At 44.8% G+C, this 25,515-nt stretch carries 26 protein-coding genes; 10 read left to right on the forward strand and 16 right to left on the reverse strand.

Annotated features, from left to right (window positions below; all coding sequences use genetic code 11):
* Window positions 1-3: 3 nt before the first annotated feature.
* The 5 genes from E5672_RS12650 to prmA form a co-directional block, all read right to left on the reverse strand.
* Window positions 4-819: a class I SAM-dependent methyltransferase gene (locus E5672_RS12650; protein WP_136782522.1), complete on the reverse strand. Its 816-nt coding sequence runs from the start codon at window positions 817-819 to the stop codon at window positions 4-6.
* Window positions 820-1,143: 324 nt separating this feature from the next.
* Entirely contained in the window at window positions 1,144-2,742 is a 1,599-nt protein-coding gene (purH, locus tag E5672_RS12655; RefSeq protein WP_136782523.1) for a bifunctional phosphoribosylaminoimidazolecarboxamide formyltransferase/IMP cyclohydrolase, read from the reverse strand.
* 82 nt (window positions 2,743-2,824) lie between these two features.
* A complete protein-coding gene (fis, locus tag E5672_RS12660; RefSeq protein WP_012520109.1) occupies window positions 2,825-3,118 on the reverse strand; it encodes a DNA-binding transcriptional regulator Fis in 294 nt (97 codons plus the stop codon).
* Window positions 3,119-3,148: 30 nt separating this feature from the next.
* Window positions 3,149-4,147, reverse strand: a complete 999-nt coding sequence (gene dusB, locus E5672_RS12665) for a tRNA dihydrouridine synthase DusB (protein WP_131137878.1) — start codon at window positions 4,145-4,147, stop codon at window positions 3,149-3,151.
* Window positions 4,148-4,506: 359 nt separating this feature from the next.
* Window positions 4,507-5,385, reverse strand: a complete 879-nt coding sequence (gene prmA / locus E5672_RS12670; protein ID WP_131137879.1) for a 50S ribosomal protein L11 methyltransferase — start codon at window positions 5,383-5,385, stop codon at window positions 4,507-4,509.
* A gap of 206 nt (window positions 5,386-5,591) precedes the next feature.
* Here prmA and E5672_RS12675 point away from each other — a divergent pair, with 206 nt between their 5' ends.
* Both E5672_RS12675 and E5672_RS12680 read left to right on the forward strand, forming a co-directional pair.
* Complete coding sequence (locus E5672_RS12675) at window positions 5,592-6,353, forward strand: substrate-binding periplasmic protein (protein WP_136782524.1); 762 nt, start codon at window positions 5,592-5,594, stop codon at window positions 6,351-6,353.
* Window positions 6,354-6,493: 140 nt separating this feature from the next.
* Window positions 6,494-8,113, forward strand: coding sequence for an amidase (locus tag E5672_RS12680; RefSeq protein WP_136782525.1), 1,620 nt, complete (start codon window positions 6,494-6,496; stop codon window positions 8,111-8,113).
* 178 nt (window positions 8,114-8,291) lie between these two features.
* Here E5672_RS12680 and E5672_RS12685 read toward each other — a convergent pair whose 3' ends face one another.
* The 3 genes from E5672_RS12685 to E5672_RS12695 form a co-directional block, all read right to left on the reverse strand.
* Window positions 8,292-8,585, reverse strand: a complete 294-nt coding sequence (locus E5672_RS12685) for a high-potential iron-sulfur protein (RefSeq protein WP_118491294.1) — start codon at window positions 8,583-8,585, stop codon at window positions 8,292-8,294.
* 222 nt (window positions 8,586-8,807) lie between these two features.
* On the reverse strand, window positions 8,808-9,437 hold the full coding sequence (locus E5672_RS12690; protein ID WP_136782526.1) for a flavin reductase family protein: 630 nt from the start codon (window positions 9,435-9,437) through the stop codon (window positions 8,808-8,810).
* Window positions 9,430-9,621, reverse strand: coding sequence for a zinc ribbon domain-containing protein (locus E5672_RS12695; RefSeq protein WP_039221527.1), 192 nt, complete (start codon window positions 9,619-9,621; stop codon window positions 9,430-9,432). Before E5672_RS12695 ends, E5672_RS12690 begins: the two co-directional genes overlap by 8 nt.
* A gap of 199 nt (window positions 9,622-9,820) precedes the next feature.
* On the opposite strand from E5672_RS12695, the gene E5672_RS12700 reads away from it, so the two are divergent.
* The 3 genes from E5672_RS12700 to E5672_RS12710 all read left to right on the forward strand — a co-directional run bounded on the left by E5672_RS12700 (window position 9,821) and on the right by E5672_RS12710 (window position 12,733).
* On the forward strand, window positions 9,821-10,108 hold the full coding sequence (locus E5672_RS12700) for a hypothetical protein (RefSeq protein WP_136782527.1): 288 nt from the start codon (window positions 9,821-9,823) through the stop codon (window positions 10,106-10,108).
* A 117-nt stretch (window positions 10,109-10,225) separates the two neighbouring features.
* Window positions 10,226-12,370, forward strand: a complete 2,145-nt coding sequence (locus tag E5672_RS20160; RefSeq protein WP_136782528.1) for an exonuclease domain-containing protein — start codon at window positions 10,226-10,228, stop codon at window positions 12,368-12,370.
* Between the two features lie 99 nt (window positions 12,371-12,469).
* Complete coding sequence (locus E5672_RS12710) at window positions 12,470-12,733, forward strand: TIGR03643 family protein (protein ID WP_015000000.1); 264 nt, start codon at window positions 12,470-12,472, stop codon at window positions 12,731-12,733.
* Window positions 12,734-12,788: 55 nt separating this feature from the next.
* Here E5672_RS12710 and E5672_RS12715 read toward each other — a convergent pair whose 3' ends face one another.
* From E5672_RS12715 to cutA, 8 genes are all read right to left on the reverse strand, one after another.
* The gene (locus tag E5672_RS12715; protein WP_240692231.1) at window positions 12,789-13,256 is read right to left on the reverse strand and encodes a hypothetical protein; all 468 of its coding nucleotides are present in this window, start codon (window positions 13,254-13,256) and stop codon (window positions 12,789-12,791) included.
* 279 nt (window positions 13,257-13,535) lie between these two features.
* Window positions 13,536-14,480, reverse strand: coding sequence for a hypothetical protein (locus tag E5672_RS12720; protein WP_136782529.1), 945 nt, complete (start codon window positions 14,478-14,480; stop codon window positions 13,536-13,538).
* A 348-nt stretch (window positions 14,481-14,828) separates the two neighbouring features.
* A complete protein-coding gene (gene accC / locus E5672_RS12725) occupies window positions 14,829-16,172 on the reverse strand; it encodes an acetyl-CoA carboxylase biotin carboxylase subunit (protein ID WP_039228980.1) in 1,344 nt (447 codons plus the stop codon).
* A 14-nt stretch (window positions 16,173-16,186) separates the two neighbouring features.
* Window positions 16,187-16,651: an acetyl-CoA carboxylase biotin carboxyl carrier protein gene (gene accB, locus E5672_RS12730; RefSeq protein WP_071816407.1), complete on the reverse strand. Its 465-nt coding sequence runs from the start codon at window positions 16,649-16,651 to the stop codon at window positions 16,187-16,189.
* A 14-nt stretch (window positions 16,652-16,665) separates the two neighbouring features.
* A complete protein-coding gene (aroQ, locus tag E5672_RS12735) occupies window positions 16,666-17,106 on the reverse strand; it encodes a type II 3-dehydroquinate dehydratase (RefSeq protein ID WP_136782530.1) in 441 nt (146 codons plus the stop codon).
* Between the two features lie 283 nt (window positions 17,107-17,389).
* Window positions 17,390-18,199 carry a M23 family metallopeptidase gene (locus tag E5672_RS12740; RefSeq protein WP_136782689.1) on the reverse strand — a complete coding sequence of 270 codons (810 nt, stop codon included), beginning with the start codon at window positions 18,197-18,199 and terminating at the stop codon, window positions 17,390-17,392.
* Window positions 18,200-18,314: 115 nt separating this feature from the next.
* Window positions 18,315-20,201: a protein-disulfide reductase DsbD gene (locus E5672_RS12745; protein ID WP_136782531.1), complete on the reverse strand. Its 1,887-nt coding sequence runs from the start codon at window positions 20,199-20,201 to the stop codon at window positions 18,315-18,317.
* A 64-nt stretch (window positions 20,202-20,265) separates the two neighbouring features.
* A complete protein-coding gene (gene cutA, locus E5672_RS12750) occupies window positions 20,266-20,580 on the reverse strand; it encodes a divalent-cation tolerance protein CutA (RefSeq protein WP_136782532.1) in 315 nt (104 codons plus the stop codon).
* A gap of 212 nt (window positions 20,581-20,792) precedes the next feature.
* On the opposite strand from cutA, the gene E5672_RS12755 reads away from it, so the two are divergent.
* The 5 genes from E5672_RS12755 (at window position 20,793) to cyoA (ending at window position 25,515) form a co-directional block, all read left to right on the forward strand.
* Window positions 20,793-21,317: an FxsA family protein gene (locus E5672_RS12755; protein ID WP_136782533.1), complete on the forward strand. Its 525-nt coding sequence runs from the start codon at window positions 20,793-20,795 to the stop codon at window positions 21,315-21,317.
* A gap of 276 nt (window positions 21,318-21,593) precedes the next feature.
* Window positions 21,594-21,884 carry a co-chaperone GroES gene (locus E5672_RS12760; RefSeq protein WP_012520088.1) on the forward strand — a complete coding sequence of 97 codons (291 nt, stop codon included), beginning with the start codon at window positions 21,594-21,596 and terminating at the stop codon, window positions 21,882-21,884.
* Between the two features lie 40 nt (window positions 21,885-21,924).
* A complete protein-coding gene (gene groL, locus E5672_RS12765) occupies window positions 21,925-23,562 on the forward strand; it encodes a chaperonin GroEL (RefSeq protein WP_136782534.1) in 1,638 nt (545 codons plus the stop codon).
* 456 nt (window positions 23,563-24,018) lie between these two features.
* Window positions 24,019-24,426: a hypothetical protein gene (locus E5672_RS12770; RefSeq protein ID WP_136782535.1), complete on the forward strand. Its 408-nt coding sequence runs from the start codon at window positions 24,019-24,021 to the stop codon at window positions 24,424-24,426.
* Window positions 24,427-24,573: 147 nt separating this feature from the next.
* Window positions 24,574-25,515: a ubiquinol oxidase subunit II gene (cyoA, locus tag E5672_RS12775; RefSeq protein WP_136782536.1), complete on the forward strand. Its 942-nt coding sequence runs from the start codon at window positions 24,574-24,576 to the stop codon at window positions 25,513-25,515.

A 25,515-nucleotide genomic window follows, 5' to 3' on the forward strand; every position in this document is an offset into this window, starting at 1 on the left:
ATATTATGATTTTGGTTTGGTGAATTTTAGTGTCATGCGATTGCTCTCGCCAATCGCCATGTACTTTTCACGATCTTGGTCGTCTAGCGCTAAACGAGGAGGTAGCGTCCACACACCTTTCGGGTGATCTGCGGTATCCATTGGGTTTGCGTTTACATCGCTACTTGCTTCAAGCACAAAACCTGCTTTTTCAGCGGCAGATACAACGTAAGAGCGCTTCATATAGCCACTTTTCTTCATTGCTTCATCATCTGCGCTTTCAGGAAGCTCATGTTCTACTACGCCCAGTACGCCACCGGGTTTAAGCGCTTTGAAAAATGCGCCAAATGCATTGTCGATACCCTCGTCACCGTGACGCATATACCAGTTGTGTACGTTGCGAAAGGTTAGCACCATATCGGCGCTGCCCGCTTCGCTAATATCCAGCGCTTTCATAGGGTCGAATGCAGTAAGTTCAGCACCTTCATACTTCATGCCCGGCTTCATTTTTTCTTTAAAGCCTTCCACCGACTTTTTGTAGTAGCCGCTGGTTTCATCATCAACGTAAAAGTGAGCAGCTACATACTTACCGTTATCTTTTACAACAGAATAAAGAATGTCGGCATACCAGCCGCCACCTGGAGAGATTTCTACCACAGTCATGTCTGGGGTAAGGCCAAAAAAGCGCAGTGTTTGCTGAGGATTACGGTACTCATCACGTACTTTGGCACTAGCAGAGCGGATATCGCTCATTGCAGCATCAGAAATTGCATCTGCGCTTGCATAGGTAGCACTTACACCGAGGGTTGCGGCTAACACATATTGGGCTAACTTTTTCATTCTTATTTCCTTTTTCTGTCGAGGGTAGGCAAATAACATAACATTTATTAGTAACACTATTACTACAAATTACCACGGGTCAGATCAAGCCTATCAGCTAACCCCTATTTGCACTTACGCCTTAGCAGAATAATTCGCAACTCTGTCGCTTCGATGAGATTTCACTACAATCAAGCAAATGACCTTGAGTCTGCGTATTTAAAAGGGTTAAGGAAAAATAACAAACACACAGTAAAACAACTAAACGCCGCTTTACCGTGTGTTTAACTTAGGTGTTGGATTCCCTCACTAAGCCTGCACTATAAGTTATTATTTAAATACTTATTAGTGACGGAAGTGACGCATGCCTGTGAACACCATAGCAATGCCGTGTTCATCTGCGGCATCAATCACTTCTTGGTCGCGCATAGAGCCACCAGGCTGAATTACCGCCTTAATACCGGCTTCAGCAGCAGCGTCGATGCCGTCGCGGAATGGGAAGAATGCGTCAGATGCCATTACAGAGCCTGCTACTTCAAGGTTTTCATCAGCTGCTTTAATACCCGCAATTTTTGCAGAATAAACGCGGCTCATTTGACCTGCGCCCACGCCTACCGTCATACCGTCTTTGCAGTAAACAATCGCGTTAGACTTCACGTATTTTGCTACCTTCCAGCAGAACATAAGGTCGCGAAGTTCTTCTTCGCTTGGCTTGCGTTTGGTCACCACTTCTAGGTCTTCCATTTCAACCATGCCGAAGTCACGCTCTTGTACCAATAAACCGCCGTTCACGCGTTTAAAGTCGTAACCTTCAGTTAGCTGACCAGCCCAGTCACCACACGCTAGAAGACGTACGTTTTTCTTTGCACTAACTACTTCTTTTGCTTCATCGCTTACGGTTGGTGCAATAATGACTTCTACGAATTGACGGTCAACAATCGCTTGTGCCGTTTTCGCATCAAGCTCGCGGTTAAACGCAATAATGCCGCCAAATGCTGACGTTGGGTCAGTTTTAAACGCGCGGTCATAGGCACTTAAAATATCGTCGCCAATAGCAACACCACATGGGTTAGCGTGCTTAACGATTACACATGCTGGCTCTTCGAATTCCTTCACGCACTCTAGCGCCGCATCGGTATCAGCAATGTTGTTAAACGAAAGCTCTTTACCCTGAAGCTGAGTAGCAGTGGCAACAGAAGCTTCTTGAATGTTGTTTTCAACATAGAAGGCCGCTTCTTGGTGGCTATTTTCGCCATAGCGAAGATCTTGCTTCTTAGTAAGCTGCATGTTGTAGGTGCGTGGGAATTCGCTGTGCTGGTGGTCACAGTCTGCTTCACAGCCAGTGCTGTCTAAACGGGCACCAAAGTAGTTTGCAATCATGCCGTCGTATTCAGCAGTGTGCTCAAATGCTTTAATGGCAAGGTCGAAACGGGTGTTGTAGGTTAACGAGCCGTTGTTATCGTTCATCTCTGCAAGTACGCGAGAGTAGTCAGACGCATTAACCACAATAGTCACATCTTTATGGTTTTTTGCGGCAGCGCGTACCATCGTTGGGCCACCGATATCAATATTTTCAATTGCATCTTCTAGCGTGCAATCTTCGTTTGCCACTGTTGCAGCAAACGGGTAAAGGTTAACTACCACAAGATCGATAGGTGCAATGTTGTGTTCTTCCATCACCGCTTCATCAGTACCGCGACGACCAAGGATACCGCCATGAATTTTCGGGTGAAGAGTTTTAACTCGGCCCGCCATAATTTCTGGGTGACCTGTGTGATCAGAGACTTCTTTCACAGGTAAGCCAGCATCAGCGAGTAGTTTCGCGGTACCGCCCGTCGACAGAAGTTCTACGCCAGCGTTATGCAGCGCTGTCGCGAAATCGAGGATACCGGTTTTATCAGAGACACTAAGGAGAGCACGTTTAATAGGTTTTGGTGTTTGCATAAATTTTAAGTTTCTAATGTTGTAGTGTTGAAACAAAAAGAGCACCGTTTGGTGCTCTTTGGTGGGCAAAGCCCTTGGAATCTTAGTTCATGCCGTATTGCTTAAGCTTCTTGCGAAGTGTGCCACGGTTGATGCCCATCATGATGGCAGCGCGGGTTTGATTGCCGCGTGTGTAAGTCATGACTTCTTCTAGCAGCGGCGCTTCAACTTCAGCCAGTACCATTTCGTACAGGTTATCGATGTTTGCGTTATCCAATTGCTTAAGGTACTTGTTAACCGCTTGCTTTACAGAGTCACGCAGTGGCTTTTGAGCTTGCGTTTGTGAAGGCGTAGTTACTGTAGTAGTAAAAGGTGAAGTCACGTTTTGATCGAACATAATACTGTGTTGCTCTTAAGTTAGTCATCACTATGCTGCGGGAGAAATCTGTCGGGTCTCTCGGGTCTGCAGCGCTTGAAAATATGCATTTAGTGCATCGAGTTGCTCATTCGCATCATCGATAGCGTTAAACGTTTTACGAAACTGACGATCCGTATCGTGCTCCGCGAGATACCAGCCCACGTGCTTACGGGCAATTCTCACACCGGCTATGTCGCCATAAAAGTTCTGCACATTAGCTACATGCTCGTGCAAAAGTTCATATAACTCTGACAGTGGCGGTGCTGGTAGGTTCTCGCCCGTTTCAAGATAATGTTGGATCTGTTTAAATATCCAAGGCTTACCTTGCGCGCCGCGACCTATCATTACGCCATCTGCACCGGTGTAATTCAGCACCTCTTGTGCTTTCTCTGGAGAAGTAATGTCACCATTTGCAATAACAGGAATTGATATTGCCGCCTTTATTTGACGTATGGTGTCGTATTCAGCTTCTCCTTTATACATACAAGCTCGTGTTCTGCCGTGAACAGCAAGCGACTGTATGCCGTTTTGCTCTGCAATGCGGGCAATTTCAACCCCATTGCGATTTTCTGGGTTCCAGCCAGTGCGAATTTTCAGTGTTACGGGTACGTCAACAGCATTAACTACTGCTTTAATAATCGCTTCCACTGTATCTGGGTATTGAAGCAAGGCAGAACCGGCTAGCTTCTTATTGACCTTCTTAGCAGGACAACCCATGTTGATGTCGATGATTTGCGCACCATTTTCAACATTAAATTGTGCTGCCTGAGCCATAAGCTCAGGGTCGGCCCCAGCTATCTGTACAGAGCGAATGCCTTCTTCACCCTCATGATTCATACGCGCTTGCGATTTGGCTGTGTTCCAAACCTTCGGATTACTCGAAAGCATTTCTGAAACAACAAGCCCTGCACCTAAGCGCTTACAAAGTTGGCGAAACGGTCTATCTGTTACGCCAGCCATGGGGGCCAACATCAAATTGTTTTCTAACTCGTAAGGTCCAATTCGCATTGTAAAATGTATAGCTCGCCATCTAAAACTGCACAGAAAATATACACCCGGCTAAAACGGGGCGCTAAGTGTACGTGTTTTCGCAAGGCTTGAAAAGGCTAAAAATCACACAAAATTTCACTTAGTGGTCTTGACAGTGAAAAAAATCTGTCACATTAGTAAGCTAACGTTGATTTTCAGTCTAAATATTGTACGAAAGTCTTACAGCCCCCGATTTGAAAGGGCTGTAATGTGAAAAAAATTAACAAATTATTAGGTTATTGTGACCGTGTTTGTTTAATTTTGCAGCGAGTTGTGAGCAGAAAATATCATTTCTACTTAATAAGCATTCAAGATCTCAGTCTATTTAACACTCAATACTAACGCTTTTGGCCAGAAACTCGTGCCCATTCACCGTCAATAGCACTGGGCTCTAGTGTGATATCGCTTGAATAGGCGTCTTCAATTCGCGAAACCTGTTCAGCCAATATGCCGGAAAGTACTAACAAACCGCCCGATTTGCAGTAGTTGGTAATAACACTTTGAAGTTCTAGTAATGGACCAGACAAGATGTTCGCCATGACCACGTCGGCTTCTAGTTCAGGCTGGTCTTCAGGAAGATACACATCCAAACGATCTTCAACGCCATTGCGGCGCGCATTTTCTTTTGTCGCTTGAAGAGCTTGCGGGTCAATATCAATACCAATAACGCGCTTAGCGCCTAGCTTCAATGCGGCAAGGGCTAAGATGCCTGACCCACAGCCAAAATCGACGACCGTTTTATCTGTCATATCGATACCGTCTAGCCAGCGTAAACAAAGCGCCGTGGTAGGGTGTGTACCAGTACCAAAGGCAAGCCCTGGGTCGAGCATCACGTTAACAGCGTTTGGATCTGGAACATCTCGCCAGCTTGGGCAAATCCACAAGCGCTCACCAAACTGCATAGGATGGAAGTTATCCATCCACTCTCGTTCCCAGTCTTTGTCTTCAAGTGGTTCTAGCTTGTATTTAAAGTCTGGACCAAGCACCTTCGCCTTACCTAGGCGTTGCAGAATACCTTTCATATCGGCATCAGCTTCAAATAGCCCTACCACTTGTGTATCTGGCCACAGTAATACCTCACCTGGTTTAGGCTCGTACATGGGCGTATCTTTCGCGTCAACATAGGTAACGGCTTGCGAGCCATTCGCTGTTAGCATATCGCCTATTGATTCAGCGTGTTCAGAGGAGGTGTTAATTCGAAGTTGTAGCCAAGCCATAGTTATCGTTCGTTGGGACCTTTGTTGGTTATTGTACCTTCGGTTGGCGGTAAACAAAACGAAAGCAAACGAAAAGCAGGGACAATATGTCTTATTTGCTGTGTTTGGGAGGGAAATTCACTGCTTAGCCTTTAGTCCAGTGGCTTGAATTGCAAATGCGCCTATAGTTAATAAAACGGTTCGATTGGAAAGTTAACCGGAGTTTTATGCGTTTTCTTATTCTATTTTTGTGCGTCTTTGCCACTGCATCTTCTGTCGCCGCCCGAGAACTAAATGTGGTGGTTGGGTGGAACAAGCCACCATATGTCATATCGCAAGAGCACAGTGGGTTTGAAGTTGACCTTGTCAGAGCCATTGTATCGGAAATGGGTCATACACTTTCGCCTATCTATGTTCCCTTTGGTCGCACGGCACATTTACTAAAGAACAGTGCTGTCGATATTGGGCTTACACAAAATGCGGCACACAACGTTAACGTTTCTATCCTTTCTGACCCATACATTATTTATCAAAACGTGGCCGTGTCACAGGCAGCTAGAAACTTTGTTATTGATGATATAAGCGATTTAAAAGGAAAGAGCGTTATTGCATTTCAAACAGCGCAATCGGTATTAGGCGAGCAGTTTAAGGAAGCCTTGGCGCTCGAGCCAGCTTATATAGAAATGGCTAGGCAGGACCGTCAGGTTGACATGCTTATGCGTGATCATGTCGACGTTATTGTTTTAGACCGAAACATATTTAACCACTTCAAACTTGAAAACGAGGTTTATGCTGAGAAAGAAACGGTGTTTCATGAATTATTTCCTGTCTCTGTATATTGCGCAGCGATCCCCGACCCTGAGCTGAGAGCAAAGTTTAATACTGTGCTGAATCGTCTCATTGAAGATGGCCGCTATCAATTGCTGCTCAACGAATATCAGCTAGATAATCTTCTTCATAAGCTACCCCAAGAATCTTCGTTTATGTGATCACAAGATTTATGGTGTAGACAATGAACTATTTCTGATTCAACGTATATCAAGTTAACAATATGATAAAGCCTGTTGCTTTTTGCTTGTTTAGTTAAACGCAATAACAGGCACTAGGACTCTGCATTAAGGAAAGATCTATGTTGAAAGAGTGGTATTTGCTGATAGCTGTTTTGCTATGCACCGCCTGCGCGTCGCAATCGAACCCTAATCCTACCCCTTCAAAGTGGTTAGATGAACCTGCGTTTGTTCAAGCGCAAGCTATTATCGATGGCAAGGTTACATCGTCAGCGTTAGTCAGTGGTTTTCTGGCGAGAATTGAGCAGCTTGATAAAAAGACAAACAGCATTTTAGCGCTAAATCCAAATGCACTAGCTGAAGCGAAAGCCATTGATAAAAAAGTGGCTAATGGTGAGGCATTAGGACCTTTAGCTGGCATCCCCGTGCTATTGAAAGACAATATAGAGAGTACAGAGATGCCAACGACGGCAGGCTCTATGGCGCTAATTAATAACAATACTGGTCGAGACGCTCCGATAGTGGCGAAGCTTAAAGCCGCTGGGGCGATCATTCTTGGCAAGACTAACTTATCTGAATGGGCAAATTTTCGTTCAGAATCATCAATAAGCGGCTGGAGTGCAGTAGGTGGCTTAACCCGTAACCCGCATATTTTATCAAGAAGTGCATGTGGCTCGTCTTCTGGCTCGGGCGCAGCAATGTCACTCAGATTAGCATCACTCGCCGTAGGCACTGAAACCAATGGCTCTATAATATGCCCTGCATCTATTAATGGTGTAGTGGGCTTTAAGCCAACGGTCGGTTTACTTTCTAGAACGCATATAGTGCCTATTTCCTTCAGCCAAGATACCGCAGGACCTATGACCTCCAATGTTCAAGATGCCTGGCTGATGACAGCAGTAATGGCGGGCGAAGATGCAAGCGATAGCGCCACTAAAAATGCAGGGACTCATCGTCCGGCCATGCCTTTATCTGAGATGCTTCCAACAGACTTGAAGGGTAAGCGCATTGGTGTGGTCAGGTATCGCCAGGGCGATAACCCTCATGTATTAGCGGTTTATGAAAGCGCATTAAGTCAGTTAAAAGCATCGGGCGCGACCTTGGTGGATATCAGTGACTTTTCCCAGCCAGATTCATTTTGGCCCGACTCGTACAATGTGTTGCTAAGCGAGTTTCATCACAGCATCAACGAATATTTGTCGGGGTCGCCGGCAGAGATCCCTGCTAGAAACTTATCTGAGCTTATCGCTTTTAATAACAAAACCGAACGAGAGTTGGTGCTGTTTAATCAAGATATTTTCGAAAAGTCGCTAGCGTCAGCACCTATAGGTAGCGAACAGTATCAAAGCGCACTTCGCCTTATTCAGGATACCGCGGGCAAAAATGGTATTGACGCATTGCTAGCAAAGCACAATGTCGATGTATTAGTAGCGCCTTCAAATAGCCCTTCATTTTTAATCGATGGAGTGTATGGAGATCATTCGCCAGCCGGTTTTATTGGTATTGGTTATTTGGCCGCTGTTGCAGGGTATCCGCACCTTACAGTACCTGCGGGCCAAGTAAAGAATCTCCCGGTAGGAATTAGCTTTATCGGCGGCAAGTGGCAAGATGAAAATGTACTGAAAATAGGTAAAGTGTTTGAAGCAAAACATGGTTTTTTCATTAAGCCTGGCCTTTTACCAACCCGTTTTGACACCCCAAGCTTAAAAGGTATTGATACTGGCCTTAATAACGACGGTTAACAAGTGGCTCGTTGCTAAGTTAAAGCATCTCGAAGCGTTTCCAAACAAAAAAGCCCTCGAGTCATCGAGGGCTTTTACAATTCAAGTTACTAACTTTAAGCTATTGTGACCAGCCGCTGTTTGTAGCTTTATGCAGCGTTTGGTTTCAACATAAAAGCTGCTATGCCGCTTTAAATGCTTAACCTGGCTTTTTAACCCACGCGCTACACCAGCCATCAGCGTTAACCAGCTTGTTAGGGAAAATGTTACAAGGGCGATATTGTTCGCCATCGGCACCCTGCACGTACATGCAGTTAGCACATTTTGCACCTTCAACGGTTGACGATGGTGTGTAGTTCAATGCTTTAGCAGTTGGGTCATCAGCGCTCAATTGTTCTTGAGCTTGTGCACGTAACGCTACACCACCTAATGTAAGACCGATAACTGTAGAGCCCGACAGTTTTAAAAAGTCACGGCGATTTACAGATTTCATAACATTCTCCTTAAGAGATAGAAACGATAATGATTCTTTTTTATTCAGTGCCTTAAACGCAAAAACCTGCCCAAAGAGGCAGGTTTTGTGTAATGTTTAAATACTATCTCTTTTTGAAAAAAGATCGAATGAAATGTCTTATTTTCACTTGATCTAGATTAAATAAAATTCAGAGTAATAACACCCGATTGTAAATTTTAGACTGTTCTATCTGCTACAAGTTCATTTTTTAGCTAGGGATACACCGGGTTTGGCGTAAGCAAATTGTGCAATACGCGTAGTATTATGATAGCTATCTAAACCAGAAATACAGGCAGTGTTGGCTTTTTCTAAATCGGCGTATCCGTCTTCATCAATAATACTCTCTGGCATATGCAGCTCTTGAATTTCTCCAATAACCATTTCGGTTTCGTTAAGCAGTTTTAAATGTTGCGCCACCTTTAAGCCCATCTTGATTTGGCTTTCTTTAACAAACGGCGCACTAAATGACTCGCTAAACTGTGGTGTTAAGCCCACTGCTTCAAATTCACTTTCATCAGGAGCATAGCGGGCAGACGTTTGATGTGCTTTATCGACCCAATCGGCTGAAACGTTATTTAGCGTATAAAAGCCCTGTTGTTTTATATTGCTAAGGGTGTCTCGTACGACCGTGTGAGGACGCATGATCATCCCGATTAGCGGCGGGTTAGCGCCCACATGAACAACTGAACTTACAATGGCTAAATTGTTGGTGTTGCCGTTTGTAGTACCCACCAATGTCGCCGATTTGAATCCAGACAAACTGTTAATTAGGTTGGCACGGTATCGCTGAGTAAGTTCATCAATATCGCTGCGAGTAAATTGCTTAGTCATTCTCTCGTTCAGCCTCTATTTGAATGTCTTCACCGTGCTGGTAAGCAGTAAGCTCTATAGGCTGGCAACACACTTGGCAGTCGAGTACCTGCACTTGGCCAACATCGTTAATTTCATCTATTTCTACATCGTTGGGGGCCATACAGTAAGGACATGAAAAGTCCATGGAACGGGTTAAGCTCATATTTAATCGCCTTATTAATCAGTAAACAGGTTTATTACGTAATGCTTAGACGAGTGGATTTTCTTTATAAAGTGCATAGTGTGTTGCGTGAAAGTAGCGCGCGCTGGTAGTAGCGGTGTCGTTCAGTCACCGTTGAATATAAGATACAAACCGTCGGCTTCAATAGCGGCCGGCTAGGCAAACAAATAAAGGTGACGATGTGGCAAATAAAGTAGGAAAATGCCCGTGTTGTAACAGAGAGACGCGCCTTACTTATCACCACCTTATTCCCAAAAAAATGCATCGGCGCACCTATTTCAAAAAGCACTTCAGCAAAGCCGAACTGCAGGACGGTATTTATATTTGTAGGCAATGTCATAGCGGCATACATCGCTTTTATGATGAGATGACATTAGCCAAGCACTACTTCAATTTACAACGTTTACTAGATGACGAGCAGCTTTCAACGTTCTTTCAGTGGGTGTCTAAACAGCGAATACGTGTTTAAAAAGTCACATTGTGTATTTTTAGCAGCGGATGTGTAACGCAATCGTGATGGATTTAATTTGATTAGCATGGCTGTATAAATATACACTGTTGATGTTTTCATAGTCAAAGATACCTCATGCGAAAAGATTTACCGCCACGTTATTACCTTTCACACTTTCACGAGTTCCTTGCTTTCTTCGAAGGCGCTAACAGTGCGCTTTTAAGCGATGGTGCAACGGACTTTGTTAAGCGCTTTAAAGCATTAGATGATGACAAGCAGTGCATTGTTGTTAGGGCTGCCAATCGCAAGTATGCGGTGATTGACAGAACGCAGTTTAATTATGGCGAAATCACTGAACCACAAGCACAAATAGATTGGCTTATAGAAAACGGTTGGTTTGGCGATATTACTCACGCTACGCTTAACGATATTGCAGGGGTATTGACCAAAGACGCGTTGTTGGCGCTTCTTGCTGAATACGGCAGTACGCAGGGATTAGCATCGCTCACTAAGCCCAAACTCGTGACGTTACTTAATGAACATATAAGTGCTAGAGGTTGGCCAGAGCGCTTCTCGCTTAATAACTACTTGGTGTGCCTATTCGACGATGCGCTTCGCTATTTACTGTTTCTCTATTTTGGTAATACCAAAAGTCGTTTAAACCAGTTTTCTATGCGTGATTTAGGCGTAATGAGAACCCGCTCTGACTCGGTAACCGATACAGCGCGTTTTGATAATAAAAGCGACGCCGTAGCTTCTTGGTTTTACGCCAATCACTTCAGTCAGTTGGCCTTTTATAACAATGATATATTGCTTGCCATTGCAGAGGGTGAATTACCTGTTACAGAGGGTGTATCTGCCAGTTTTTATCGCGACCAATTACTTTATGCACTAGGGCTTAAAGTGCTAGCCTTCGATAGGCCCAAAGGGCTAGCAATATTGAAACAGGCGCAAAGCGACAAAGCAAAAGAAAAATGGCTAAGGGAAAGCTACAAAGACGGAAATGAAGATGGTGTGAAAGAGGGGCTTGAAGAGATTATCGATAATCCTCCATCGGATACACTGCTTGCGTTTGCAGAAGACTTTTACGCCCGTAAATATCATAAGAAGCGCACTAGCACGGTTACCGATATGCTTCGCAATGCTAGCCGTACGCTGGATATTGACGTAAGCCAAAATCAGCAAGTAGAGCGTGGCGTGTTGGCGCATTATGCACGGCACGGCATTGAAGGCTGGCGCACGGAAAACCGGTTATGGCGCAGTTTGTTCGGCCTTACTTTTTGGAAGCAACTATACGAAGAGGATACGCTAGTTACAGAGTTTGATCGCAGGCCATTATCGCTTAAGCAAAATAACTTCTACGCTAAGTTTGAGCACAGTATTGAGGCATTATTAGAGAAGCTCGATAGCAAAGATAAGCTGCGTTTTCACCTCCACAAGATGGCTACAATGCACTACGGTAAAGTGAACAGCCTGTTTATGTGGTCTAGCCATTTGCTTACGCCTATAGAAGCGCTAATTGAGCATGGTTCACTAGATTCTATTTATGCTTTACTTCGCATGATGTGTAGAGATTTTGAAAGCCTTCGCGATGGCTTCCCCGATATTATGGTGTTTGATGGCGCGCTTCGCTTTGAAGAAATTAAAGCGCCTGGCGATCAGCTTCGCCGTAACCAATTGGTTTCTATTCAGCGTTTGCAGCAAGCTGGTTTTGATGTTGCGGTAACAACCGTAAAATGGATACGCGACCCTGCACAGCCTTATGTAGTGGTAGATATAGAAACCACAGGGGGCAACAACAGTTATAACCGCATTACCGAGATAGGTATGGTGAAACTTGTTGGCGGTAAAGAGGTAGACAGGTTTCAAACCTTATTGAACCCGCAGCGTAGAATTCCTAGTAATATAACCCGCCTTACCGGTATCTCGGACGAGATGGTAGCAGACGCGCCGCTGTTTGCCGAAGTCGCTGAGCAGGTGGCTCGATTTACCGAAGATGCCGTATTTGTTGCGCATAACGTGAACTTTGATTATGGGTTCATTAAACAAGAGTTTGCGCGGTTAGAGCAGCATTTTAGGCGACCAAAAATGTGCACAGTTCGCGAAATGCGCCGCACTTATCCTGGGTTGCCCTCGTACTCTTTGGCTAATTTAACTAAACATTTTCATATAGAAATGGAACGGCATCACCGAGCGTTAAGCGACGCTAAGGCGGCCGCCGAACTGTTAAAACTAGCATTTGAGAAAGACGATGAATTAACGGGCCTGTCGGCGAATTAATAACGTTGTTATTGAAATTTTTACTATGCGTATACTGAACAAAATGTGCGTAAATGCTGTATTGAGTTGAGTTATAACGTGCATATTGAGATGTAAGACATGGCATTAACTGAAGAACAAGAATCACGAATTATTGAAATGGCGTGGGAAGACCGTACGCCGTTTGAAGCCATTGAGCGCTTATACGGGCTTCCGGAAAAAGACGTAATAAAGCTCATGCGTAAAAACCTTAAACAAAAAACCTTTAAAAATTGGCGAGAACGGGTGTCAGGCAGAAAGACTAAACACGCCAGCTTGCGCCCTGAAGGTGTGGATAGAGGCTATTGTCCCTCGCAATACAAATACAAAAGTGCCAACAAGTAGTGTTGAATAAATATCTGTTTGACGTTACCGGTTTGACAACGTGGACTAGCCAACATTACTTCTTTGGCGGAGTAATGGTGGTTATGGGTAAAAGAAACGCGGTTAACTGCTGACGTAACGGCGTTGGAAAGATAACCGTATTTTCTGATTGCAAAATACTTTTAGCGTGATGAACTTGACGTAACAGATTGTGGTAGGTGTCATTGTTTTGCTGTATTGCCTCTACCTTACTCATCATTAATTCAATAAATTCGGCGGGGGATAGGTTGTCGTGTTGCCTTATCTCAAAAGCTAGCGCCTTAAGTACATAAGCTTCCCACTCTTTTCTGTAACTCTCCTGTAATCGCTCAGGATAAAGCGCTAGGTCTGCTACATCTTGCGCTAGGTCTACAATATCAAGGGGATCATCAAAAAGAACGCGAAATGCGAGAAGCACATCGTCAGAGAGGCGAGAAATGGGAAGTTTTTCTTTGAACTGAGCATAGCGGCTTGGCACAAGAACACCTTTTCTATCGGATAACACACATCGCCTTGCGCAGCGCGATTGAACTTGGCTGGCTAACAAAGCGCTTTAAATTGTAATAAAAGCGCGAGTACGAAGAAAGTTGTTCAGGTTAAAAATACGTAATCTAGAATAATTGAACGTATTTACAGACCAACCCGTAACTTATTATGCACTGTTAAAGTGTGTACGCGTTCTTGCTGTTTGGCCCATCATTTGATGGGCCTTTTTTATGTTGCTCAATGGCGCTCATTTTCTCGGTAGTAATAAAGAACGCACACTTTGACGAGCGTCAGTCATTCAACTTTCAAAAGAAAGTTTTACACCAGCCAATAATCTGCTGACGCTATCTACAACATCAGTTCTGACAAACCACTCAACATCATGCTTTTCAGACAGCACGCCGCTAAATTCTAGTGAACCGCCGTGACCTGTTCCCAGAAAATCTTCAATTAGTTCAGCGCGCTCACCAAAGCTACTGTCTATGTATGAGTAGTATGCGAAGTATTCGATAGGATACGATGTGTTAAAAGCACTTGCATCAAACTCTCCGCTGGTGCCCACAACAAGTTTCGCAGCACTTTCATCGGTACGCTGAACCAGTTCTATAAAGGCAGTATCTTTATCGTTTAATCGAAACCGATACTCAGCACGAGCAAATGTACCACCGAGCATTTTTTCAAAACTGGCCTCGTAGCTATGTCGCTGGTCCATTTTCGCCGAGTATTCAATCTCGAAATACGCATCCTCCCCGCCAATATTAAAGGCTTCAGAGGCTTCAGCATTTGCAAGTTGACCAACCACTACTTCAAGGGCTGTGTCGTTTTGTAATTGCCTTACGTGACGTACCCCCGTTATCCACCCATCTTTCGATAAACCGGTGGAAGAAACGCGCCCTTTGTAGGTTGGAATAATGCCTAGCTCAGTTTTTCCAGATTCGGTTTCATGCCTCAAATACAGACGCCTTGCGTAGAGATAATCAGTATTATCGCTACCGAACGTATTGTGGCTTGATGAAAAGTCATCGCCAGTTACCACAAAGCTGTGTACTGACCACGCTGAAGTGATGGCAAGAGAGGGGTAGTAGCGCAGTCGATATTGTTCGCGGCTAGGGCGGTTAGAGCGATCATCGTATCGAACCTGTATGTCTAGCTTCTGTGAGAAAGTGGGTGCTATTTGTTCTCCAAACGCACTGGTTCCCGAAAAAGTAATGAGTGGTAAAACAAGCAAAAACGGAATTCGCACCTATCGAACCTTAAACAAAGCAATTGGCTAGTTTATACATTAAATCTAATTAATTAGCGCATAAAAAGAGCGACTTTACGAAAAAAACATAAAAAAAAGCCGGCAGGGATGCCGGCAATAAGTGGAGTGGGACTCCAATGAGGGTAAAACACACAACAGTATTAAAACTCAGGGAGATGTCTTAAAACTTGTATGCAGTATAGAGTTAGTTTTTAAATAGGAAAATCGTTAAAAATTGATTGTGGTAATCGGAAAATTAGAATGTTCTGAATAGCGAATAGCGAATAGCGAATAGCGAAGGAAGAAAATTGGGCTACACAAAATACAACGTGTAGCCCAAAGGGGGGATTAGGCTAAACCTAGCTTCTTCTCTAGGTAGTGGATGTTGGTTCCACCCGCGAAGAAGTTTTCATCGGCCATAATGGCGCGTTGAAGCGGAATATTCGTTTTAATACCCTCAACCACAATCTCTTCAAGGGCATGGCGCATGCGAGCAATCGCTTCGTCGCGGCTTTCACCGTAAGTGATAAGCTTGCCTATCATTGAGTCGTAGTAAGGAGGTACGTGGTAGCCCGCGTAAATATGCGACTCCCAGCGAATACCTAAACCACCTGGCGCATGGAACATATCGATAGGACCAGGGCTAGGAATAAAGGTTTGTGGATCTTCTGCGTTAATTCGACATTCAATAGCGTGGCCACGAATTTGAATTTGCGACTGATCAATTGACAGTGGCTGACCGGCTGCAATGCGAAGCTGCTCTTTAATAAGGTCAACGCCTGTGATCATCTCAGATACAGGGTGCTCTACCTGAATACGGGTATTCATTTCAATGAAATAGAATTCACCGTTTTCATATAGGAACTCGAAAGTACCTGCTCCGCGGTAGCCTATTTCAATACAGGCTTTGCGGCAGCGATCGCCAATCTTGGTGCGCATTTGCTCAGAAATACCTGGTGCAGGCGCTTCTTCAACCACTTTTTGGTGGCGACGCTGCATTGAACAGTCACGCTCACCTAAGTGAATAGCGTTGCCTTGGCCATCAGCTAATACCTGAATTTCGACGTGACGTGGGTTTTCAAGGAATTTTTCCATGTAAACCGTTGAGTTGCCAAATGCAGCGCCAGCTTCCGCTTGCGTGGTTTCAATGGCTTTAATCAACTCAGCTTCGCTGCGTACTACGCGCATACCACGACCACCGCCGCCGCCCGCAGCTTTAACGATGATTGGATAACCAATGCGCTTAGCAATGGCTTTGTTGCGCTCTACGTCGTCAGTTAGTGGGCCGTCTGAGCCAGGTACACACGGTACACCTGCTTTTTTCATGGCGTTGATAGCAGAAACTTTGTCACCCATAAGGTTGATAGTTTCAGCTTTAGGGCCAATGAAAATAAAGCCGCTTTTTTCTACCGCTTCAGCAAAGTCTGCGTTTTCCGCTAAGAAACCGTAACCAGGGTGAATAGCAATAGAGTTAGTGACTTCTGCAGCAGCAATAATGCGAGGAATGTTTAGGTAGCTTTCGGTTGCCGATGCTTTACCAATACAAATTGATTCGTCAGCCAGCAACACGTGCTTCAAGTTTTTATCCGCAGTAGAGTGCACAGCTACGGTTTTGATGCCTAGTTCTTTACAGGCTCTCAAAATACGCAGGGCAATCTCACCACGGTTAGCAATAAGTACTTTATCTAGCATAGTTAAGCACTCGCTTATTCAATGATGAACATTGGCTGGTCGAATTCTACAGGGTCTTGGTTTTCAACCAGGATTGCCTTAACCACGCCGGCTTTATCTGCTTCAATTTGGTTCATCATCTTCATCGCTTCAACGATACAAAGCGTGTCGCCAACTTTTACTTGCTGACCCACTTCTGCAAATGGTTTTGCCGTTGGTGAAGATGCACGGTAGAACGTACCTACCATTGGAGACTTAACAACGTGACCGTCTGGTTGAGCTGGCTCTGCCGGTGCTTCAGACGCAGTGGTAGCGGCCGCTGCAGGCGCAGGTGCCATTTGCGGTGCAGCAGGAGCTGCAAAGCTGTAATTCATTGGCGCTTGAACACCCGTTGGGCCACGGTGGATGCGTACAGACTCTTCGCCTTCAGTGATCTCTAGCTCGGCAATGCCAGATTCTTCCACTAGTTCGATGAGTTTTTTAATCTTTCTAATATCCATGTTCTGTCTCTGCTCTATTTTGGCGATTTCGGTAAATTGATTGCTGCAGTCAACGCGAGCGAATAGCCCATGGCACCAAGGCCAACAATGACGCCAGCTGCAACATCAGAAAAATAAGAATGATGACGAAAAGGTTCACGAGCGTGAACGTTCGACAAATGCACTTCAATAAACGGGATATTGACACTTAATAACGCATCGCGAAGGGCGACACTGGTGTGCGTGAAGGCAGCAGGATTAATAATAATGGCATCAACAGTTCCCATAGCAGCATGTACGCGGTCGATCAGTTCAAACTCGGCGTTTGACTGAAAATGCGTTAAGGTCACGTTGCTTGACGCGGCCTGCGCCTGCAAATCATCTACGATGTCTTGCAAGGTTTGTGTGCCGTATTTGTCGGGTTCTCTTTGGCCTAACATATTCAGGTTAGGGCCGTTCAATAACAAAATTTTCATCTAGTTTGCTGCTATCTTCGGGAAAATGTCACGGTTATTGCCATTTCAACAAACTTTTGTGACAGTTGCACGAAAAAAAGCCAATTTATTTGCTCGTTTATTGTGTTAGTTGCTGATTATAGTGATAGATAAAGTTTTCGCAGCAAAATACTGGTCTAATCAGGTGTTTTCGGCGCAAAGTTTATTGGGTGGTTTGCTCAGTTGGTGCGCTCTCAGAAGGCGTTAATTAAGGATGTGCTGGCGGTTTTAGCGAAAAGTACCGGTGATGTAATGTCGTAAAATACTAAGGTGTGGCTTTCGTTGAGGAGCCTTTTAGAGAAAACGGTACACTAACGTATTTCCCATGGAATTTGGCTACATATATGCCAAAGTGAAGGTGGGGTAAGGAAGAAAACCCCGTATTGCCGGTATAACCGATAAGTTGCCCGCGCTTTACAGTTTGCCCTCTTGTTACCACAACGCCTTTATATTTCAGATGGTAGTATTCGCCGGTGGTTCCGTCGCTATGAAGAACGACAACATAGTTAGCGTGTTTAGCAAACTTCGGCGTTGGTCCGCCTTTCGTGCCGTCATCTTTCGTGTCGATCACTACGCCTTCTCGGGCGGCTAAAATAGGGGTTCCAACAGGCGCGGCAAAATCGAGAGCATACCTTGACGCCCCCGAATGACTAAAATTGCCGTTAAAGCCCTGAACAATGCGGTATTCGCCAGCAGGCTGTAGCGGTGACAGATACGTATAGGCGTTATCGTGTATAGCGTCTACGCGGCCTACCGTCCATTTAACGCGCATAGATGCCCAGAATGCATCGGCTTTTTTTACTACGCCAAGGGGCACTTGGTCATTGGTATCTAAAAACGCGTTGACATGGGCTTTTGGTTTAAGCTCACCCTTGCCTGTAGGGATATCCTGCAAAACAGAAGAATAAAGGGTTAAGGCTACGGGTAATTCTACATTTCTTTGTACCGAGACTAGAAAAAGAGAAGAAGACGAAGGCGTAAGCTCAAAACAAAAGCGCTTGTTATCGAAGCACCCCGTGGTTTTCGCTGTTATTGATAGTGAAAAAGTGAGCGAAATAAATAAGAAGGCCAGCATTGAAGCCAACCTTCTTTTCTGAAACCCGTCTCTACCCAAAATAAAAAGAGCGGCGCTTCGCACCGCTCGCCATACTCGCCATATGAGAAGAGGAAAGGCCTCGAATAGAAGCGCCTTAGTCCAAGCGACCATTTTGAGCATCACTAACGTCAGAGCCATTGTTAAGCCACTCGTTTACATGACCGGCAAAGGCATCTGCTTTCATAAACCCGGTGACACGGGCCTTGGTTAGCTCGTCGCCGTTTTTGTCGAAGAACAAAATGGTTGGTAGGCCTAGCACAGTGAAGGTGTCAAAAATTTCCTGACGTTCTGGTGTGTTATCGGTAAGGTCCATTTGCATCCATACTGTATTGCTAAGCGCAGATACAACTTTCTCGTCAGGGAAAGTGTACTTCTCGAACTCCTTACAGGCAACGCACCAGTCGGCGTACAAATCGACCATCACGGTTTTACCTTGTGCGTTAGCCGCCGCTATTTTATTGCGCAGGTCTGCTAAGTCTCTGGCAACAAGAAAGTCTGGATGCCCTGCGTGGACACCATCAGAGTGCTCGCCCCAAAGCCCTGTGTTTAGCCCTGCTTGATAGGTAAGGCCAGCACTTCCCATAATGCCTATTGCAACCACAACAGCACGTACAAGCTTCATCAGTGAGTTTTTGCTGGCGCGGTTAAGTGCCCAGTAATAGCCGAACAAACCGAAACCAAGCAATCCCCATAGGAAGCCAGTGGCAGGGCTATTATATAAACGCTCAATAAACACAATGGCCACGGCAAGCATCATAAAGCCAAAGGTAACTTTAACCACATTCATCCAGTTACCCGCCTTAGGTAGCAGCTTACCGCCCGTCATGCCGAACAGAATGAGCGGTACGCCCATACCTATGCTTAACAAGTAAAGCGAAACAAAACCTAGCGTCATATCGCCAGTTTGAGCGATGAATAGCAATATGCCGGTTAGCGGCGCAGTAGTGCAGGGTGAAGCGATAAGACCAGACAGTACACCCATAACAAACACACCTGCGAAACTGCCGGGCGTTTGGTTGTTACTCATGTGAGTGAGCTTTTCTTGATACTTTGCTGGCAGCTGAATTTCAAAACCACCAAACAGAGCAACGGCGAGCGCCACAAATAGCACAATGAATACGCCGAGTACTACAGGGTGTTGAAGCGCCGCCTGAAACTGCGCGCCGGCTACTGCGACCACTAATCCAAGCAGTGAGTATGTGATCGCCATACCTTGAACGTAAACAAAGGTTAGCCAGAATGAATGCGATGCGGTTTTAGGCTTGCCCTGACCAATCACAATGCCCGACACAATGGGATACATCGGGAATACGCAAGGTGTAAAGGCTAAGCCTACGCCTAGTGCAAAAAATAGAGCTAAAGTGAGCGCAAGGTTATCTTTATCGATTAGCCTTTGCGCTAAATCGAACTGCTCGCTTTGTGAAGAAGTTGCTGCGTTATTTGGTTCTGAGGCCGTATCTGTCTCAGCAACTGCACTGCTTCCCACTTCATTTAAATACACGACTTTCACTGTTGGCGGGTAGCAAAGCCCTGCGTCAGCACAGCCTTGATAGCGAATTTTTACTACGCCGTCACTGAGTGCTGATTCTATGGGCAAAGTAATAGATACGCCGTTGTAAAACACTTCAGACTCGCCAAAAAACTCATCCTGAATCATTACCCCATTTGGGTACTTAGGCTCGCCAATTTCGGCTTGTTTCGCCACAAACTTAAACTGCTTTAGGTAAAGGTAGTAGCCGTCGGCAATATCGAAGCTTACCGTAAGCACATCGTCTTCTTGGTTAAAGTCGAACGCAAACGCTTGGTCGACATCTAAAAACTGGGGTTCATCCACGAACGGATCGTCAAAGGCATTGGGTACCTGAGCCAATGCGAACGTGGTTAATAACGTCATTAAACAAAACGCTGAGAGAACATAAGCAGTAAAGCGCTGGAACAGCGAAGCTGATGCATTGCCTGATGAGAAAGAAGGTAAAATCATAAAGTTACAGTTCATTTTTATCTATTTTGCGTTATCGTTATTTTTATCTGGAATTACGTTTTAACTAGCGCTGTAGCGTGGTTTGTAACCACTGACCGTAAGCGCTGCTAGCCTCAGCATTAAGTTCTAGCCATTCAGGGACATCGTACGGATGCAACTCGCTTACTCTATCAAAGGCCTGTAATACATTTTGTGTATTCGTTTTAATGAGTAGCTGACATTCAGTGTCGGTCTCTATTTTACCCTGCCATTCATAAACCGACTCTATACCTTTAATAACATTCACGCAGGCGGCAAGCTTTTCTTCAACGAGGGTACTAGCAATTAATTGCGCAGTCTTTTCATCGGGTGTGGTACACAGTACAAGCTTTATTGTCATAAACGTTTCCTACTTTTTCGCGCCTGTTACTTTGCTAATGAGTCGATGTGTAATAGACCCGAATCAGCACTCTATTCTTTCATAGCTAACGTATATCGAGGTCGTTATCGGTCGCTTTACGTGGCTATTTAAGCGAAAGGATGGGCACCTTTTCTTGTTATTACGTACAAAGACCTTATAACAGGTTATGAATACATGAAAGAGGAAGCATTTTGCGGGTTTTATTTATACTGTTTGCCCTATTACCTATTTTAGAGATTGCGTTGCTAATTAATGTGGGTAGCGTAATTGGTGGTTGGAATACCGTTGGCTTGGTTATTCTTTCTGCCTTTATTGGTGCTTACTTTGTTAAGCGCGAAGGCGTAAGTACGCTGCAAACGGCACAAGAAAAAATGCAGCGAAATGAAGTGCCGGGTAAAGAGTTGGTTGAAGGCCTAATGCTAGTAGTTGCGGGTATCTTACTTGTGACGCCAGGCTTTATTACCGATATCTTCGGTTTCCTTTTAGCAATGCCGGGCTCACGTCACTTCTTTGCCGCCCAGGTAAGTAAGCATATGAAAATGCGCGTTGTTGCTCCGGGAATGGGGCCGGGAGCTTCAGGTTTCGGTCAAGGTCAGTCACCGTTTGGACAAAGTCCTTTCGATGAGCGTTCTCGCTCACACAATAACGATGGTGATGTGTTTGAAGGTGAGTACACTGATCACACCACCAACGACCCAGATAAGCGCTTAAAATAGCGAGCCTAAACACCCTTTCCATCAGGTTATGAGCGCCGTTTACCGCGATAAACGGCCTTCACTTGCCTAGTAAAAATAAGTATTTAGCGAAAAAACCAAATTTTTTACATTTTTTTGCTTAAAAACCCTTGAAGTTATCTGGGTACTACCCCATCTATCCGTGCAGAAACGATTTTAACTGCTCAGCAATGAGCAACCCAGGCACACAACATTCGGACAGTCTGAATGTTGGTAATCACATAAACTTGAATAGTGGAATTTTCAGGAGACTTGAAAATGGCAATTCGTCCTTTACACGACCGCGTAATCCTTAAGCGCGCAGAGCAAGAAAGCAAATCTGCAGGCGGTATCGTTCTGACTGGTTCTGCAGCAGAAAAATCTACACGCGGCGAAGTAATCGCAGTAGGTAACGGTCGCATTCTTGAGAACGGCGAAGTTAAAGCGCTAGACGTTAAAGTAGGCGACACCGTTATTTTCAACGACGGTTACGGCGTTAAAACAGAAAAGCTGGATGGTGAAGAAGTACTAATCCTAAGCGAAAGCGACATTCTAGCGATTGTTGAGTAATTACAACTAACGTTAAAACGAATTTTAGAGGAATTTAATCATGGCAGCTAAAGAAGTACGTTTTGGTGATGACGCTCGCAGCAAAATGCTAAAAGGCGTAAACACACTAGCTAACGCAGTTAAAGTAACACTAGGTCCAAAAGGCCGTAACGTTGTTCTAGACAAGTCTTTCGGTGCACCTACTATCACTAAAGATGGTGTGTCTGTAGCGAAAGAAATCGAGCTTGAAGACAAGTTCGAGAACATGGGCGCTCAGATGGTAAAAGAAGTAGCGTCTAAAGCGAACGACGAAGCGGGTGACGGTACTACTACTGCTACTGTACTTGCGCAAGCAATCGTAACTGAAGGTCTTAAGAGCGTTGCAGCGGGTATGAACCCAATGGATCTTAAGCGCGGTATCGACAAAGCGGTAGCGGCAGCAGTTGAAGAACTTAAAGCCCTTTCTACTGACTGTGCAGACAGCAAGTCTATTGCTCAAGTAGGTACTATCTCTGCAAACTCTGATGCAGAAGTTGGCGATATCATTGCTCAAGCAATGGAAAAAGTAGGTAAAGAAGGTGTTATCACTGTAGAAGAAGGTCAGGCACTTCAAAACGAACTAGACGTTGTTGAAGGTATGCAGTTCGACCGCGGTTACCTATCTCCATACTTCATCAACAACCAAGAAAACGGTACTGTTGAACTAGACAACCCGTTCATCCTATTGGTTGACAAGAAGATTTCTAACATCCGCGAACTACTTCCTACCCTTGAAGGCGTAGCGAAAGCGGGTAAGCCGCTAATGATCATCGCTGAAGATGTTGAAGGCGAAGCGCTTGCTACACTAGTAGTTAACAACATGCGCGGTATTGTTAAAGTTGCAGCGGTTAAAGCACCAGGTTTCGGTGACCGTCGTAAAGCAATGCTTCAAGACATCGCTATCCTAACTGGCGGTACAGTAATCTCTGAAGAAATTGGTCTAGACCTTGAAAAAGTTCAGCTTGAAGACCTAGGTACTGCTAAGCGCGTAGTTATCAACAAAGACAACACAACAGTTGTTGACGGTAACGGCGACCAAGAAGCGATTGAAGGCCGTTGTGCTCAAATCAAAGGTCAAATTGAAGAGTCTACGTCAGACTACGACAAAGAGAAGCTTCAAGAGCGTCTAGCTAAGCTTTCTGGCGGTGTTGCAGTAATTAAAGTTGGTGCAGCAACTGAAGTTGAAATGAAAGAGAAGAAAGACCGCGTAGAAGATGCACTACACGCAACTCGCGCAGCGGTTGAAGAAGGTGTAGTACCTGGTGGTGGTGTAGCACTAGTTCGCGCAGCAGCCAAACTTGCTGACCTAACTGGCGACAATGATGACCAAACAGTAGGTATTAAGCTTGCACTACGTGCAATGGAAGCGCCTCTACGTCAAATCTCTATCAACTCAGGTGCAGAAGCATCAGTAGTTGTTAACGAAGTGAAGAACGGCGAAGGTAACTACGGTTACAACGCAGGTAACGACACTTACGGCGACATGCTAGAGATGGGTATCCTTGACCCAACTAAAGTAACGCGCTCTGCACTACAGTTCGCATCTTCAATTGCTTCACTAATGATCACAACTGAAGCAATGGTAGCTGAACTACCTAAAGAAGACGCACCAGCAATGCCTGATATGGGCGGCATGGGCGGAATGGGCGGCATGATGTAATCATCCCAAGCTTAACGCTTAAAAGAAAAGCGCAGCTCTTAGAGCTGCGCTTTTTTGTTTTTGGTCTAAATACACCTTTGAATGCCTTTCCATTTATCGCAGCCAAATGAGAGTTACCGCATTTTTCCTAAAATAAAAGCCTCTTTGATATCCATGTTTTAGGTAACAATTATTTATCATTTGTACGTTTTAAAGCGCTAGCGCATTGAAATTAATTTATCCTACTGTCTCGTTTGCTTTGTCATGTAGCCAATTTTCGAGATTTTTATCTTTTCTTGCACCGTACAAGTGGCATGTTAAAAACTTGTATTTACAGGTGGTTTTTATTACTACATAAACGCATCATTATGCCTTTTACGCCTATTGAATTAACCCTAATAAGCCTTTAACCTGCCACGCCTGCTTCATCTTTGAAGTAGGTAACTAGTGCATTTTTTGTAAGGCATACTACCCACTATGGCACCACGTTCTTTCGCTTTTTTAAGCGAATTGAATTCATTAATTAGACCCGCAGTAAACTACACTAATGGTGTAGGCGCTATGCTGTGGTTGGCTAATATGGTGCTGTTGCTGAATGTTGCGCTAGTTATTAGTGGCACCATGGCCGACGCTACAGAGTTTGTCAGTGCATTTAATGAAAGCTTGGTTTTCGAGCCTTTCGTTATTGCACTTGCTAATCACACGCTTTCACAATTTATCGTTCCCACTATCGCGTTGGTATTAGTCGGTTTATTGGTTAAAGCCACGGCTATAGCAAAGGCGCAAATAACAAAACAGCGCCAGCCTATCCCTTACCTTTGCCCTACATTTCCTCAGCCTTTTGTTCAAACGATTGGCAGCCGAGCGCCCCCGCTTTTTAGTTAAACGTCTCCGATTTATTAGACACCATGAGTGCTGCGCTTTAAGCGTAATAACGTCACTTTTGGTGCGTTTTTCGATGCTGTAAACCCGTAGTTCCTTTCCGAACTGCACAGTCATCGCCGTTTAACTTGTGGGTTATAGGAACTTGTTTTGTCTATTCGTAACCTTTTTACTTTGATTGTTGCTGGTGCTGGGCTTACGTTAGCCGGTTGCAGCGGTGGCGTGCTTGACCCCAAAGGGCAAGTGGGCATGGATGAAAAGAATCTTATTATTCTTTGCACCATTCTGATGCTGATTGTTGTTGTTCCCGTTATTGTGCTTACACTTTACTTTGCGTGGAAATATCGCGCTAGCCGCGACTTTGAAATTTACACCCCTAAATGGGCACACTCAACGAAGATAGAAGCCATTGTATGGTCTATTCCAATCTTAATTGTCATTTCATTAAGCGTAATAACATGGCGCTCGACACACGCGCTCGACCCCTATTCGCCGCTAGAAGGCAAAGGAGAACACCTTACTATTGAGGTGGTATCACTTAACTGGAAATGGCTGTTTATTTACCCTGAACAAGGTATTGCAACGGTCAATGAATTGGTGTTTCCCGCTAATAAACCTGTGGCGTTTAAAATCACTTCTGAAAGTACTATGAATTCGTTTTTCATTCCTCAGTTGGGAAGTCAGATTTATTCCATGGCGGGAATGGAAACTAAGCTTCACCTTATCGCAGACGAGCCAGGTACGTATAAAGGTATTTCGTCAAACTACAGTGGCGCGGGCTTTACGGGAATGAAATTCAACGCTATCGCCACACCTACCGAGGGCGACTTTAACGATTGGGTTGCAAGCGTAAAGCAAGCACAAACACCGTTAACTTCGGCTTCTTATGAGCAGCTAGCCAAACCAAGCGAAAACAATCCCGTGACTTACTACAGCAACGTTAGTGAAGGTCTTTTTCACGACATCGTGATGAAGTACATGAAAGATCATGGCTCTATGGATTTCTACAGCAAGCCAGAAAATGCCGCAACCGGCGAGCATCACACAATGCCTCAAATGCAACACCGTCATCATCAAGAGGATGCACAATAA

It is taken from the genome of Alteromonas portus, assembly GCF_005117025.1.
Lineage (GTDB): Bacteria > Pseudomonadota > Gammaproteobacteria > Enterobacterales > Alteromonadaceae > Alteromonas > Alteromonas portus.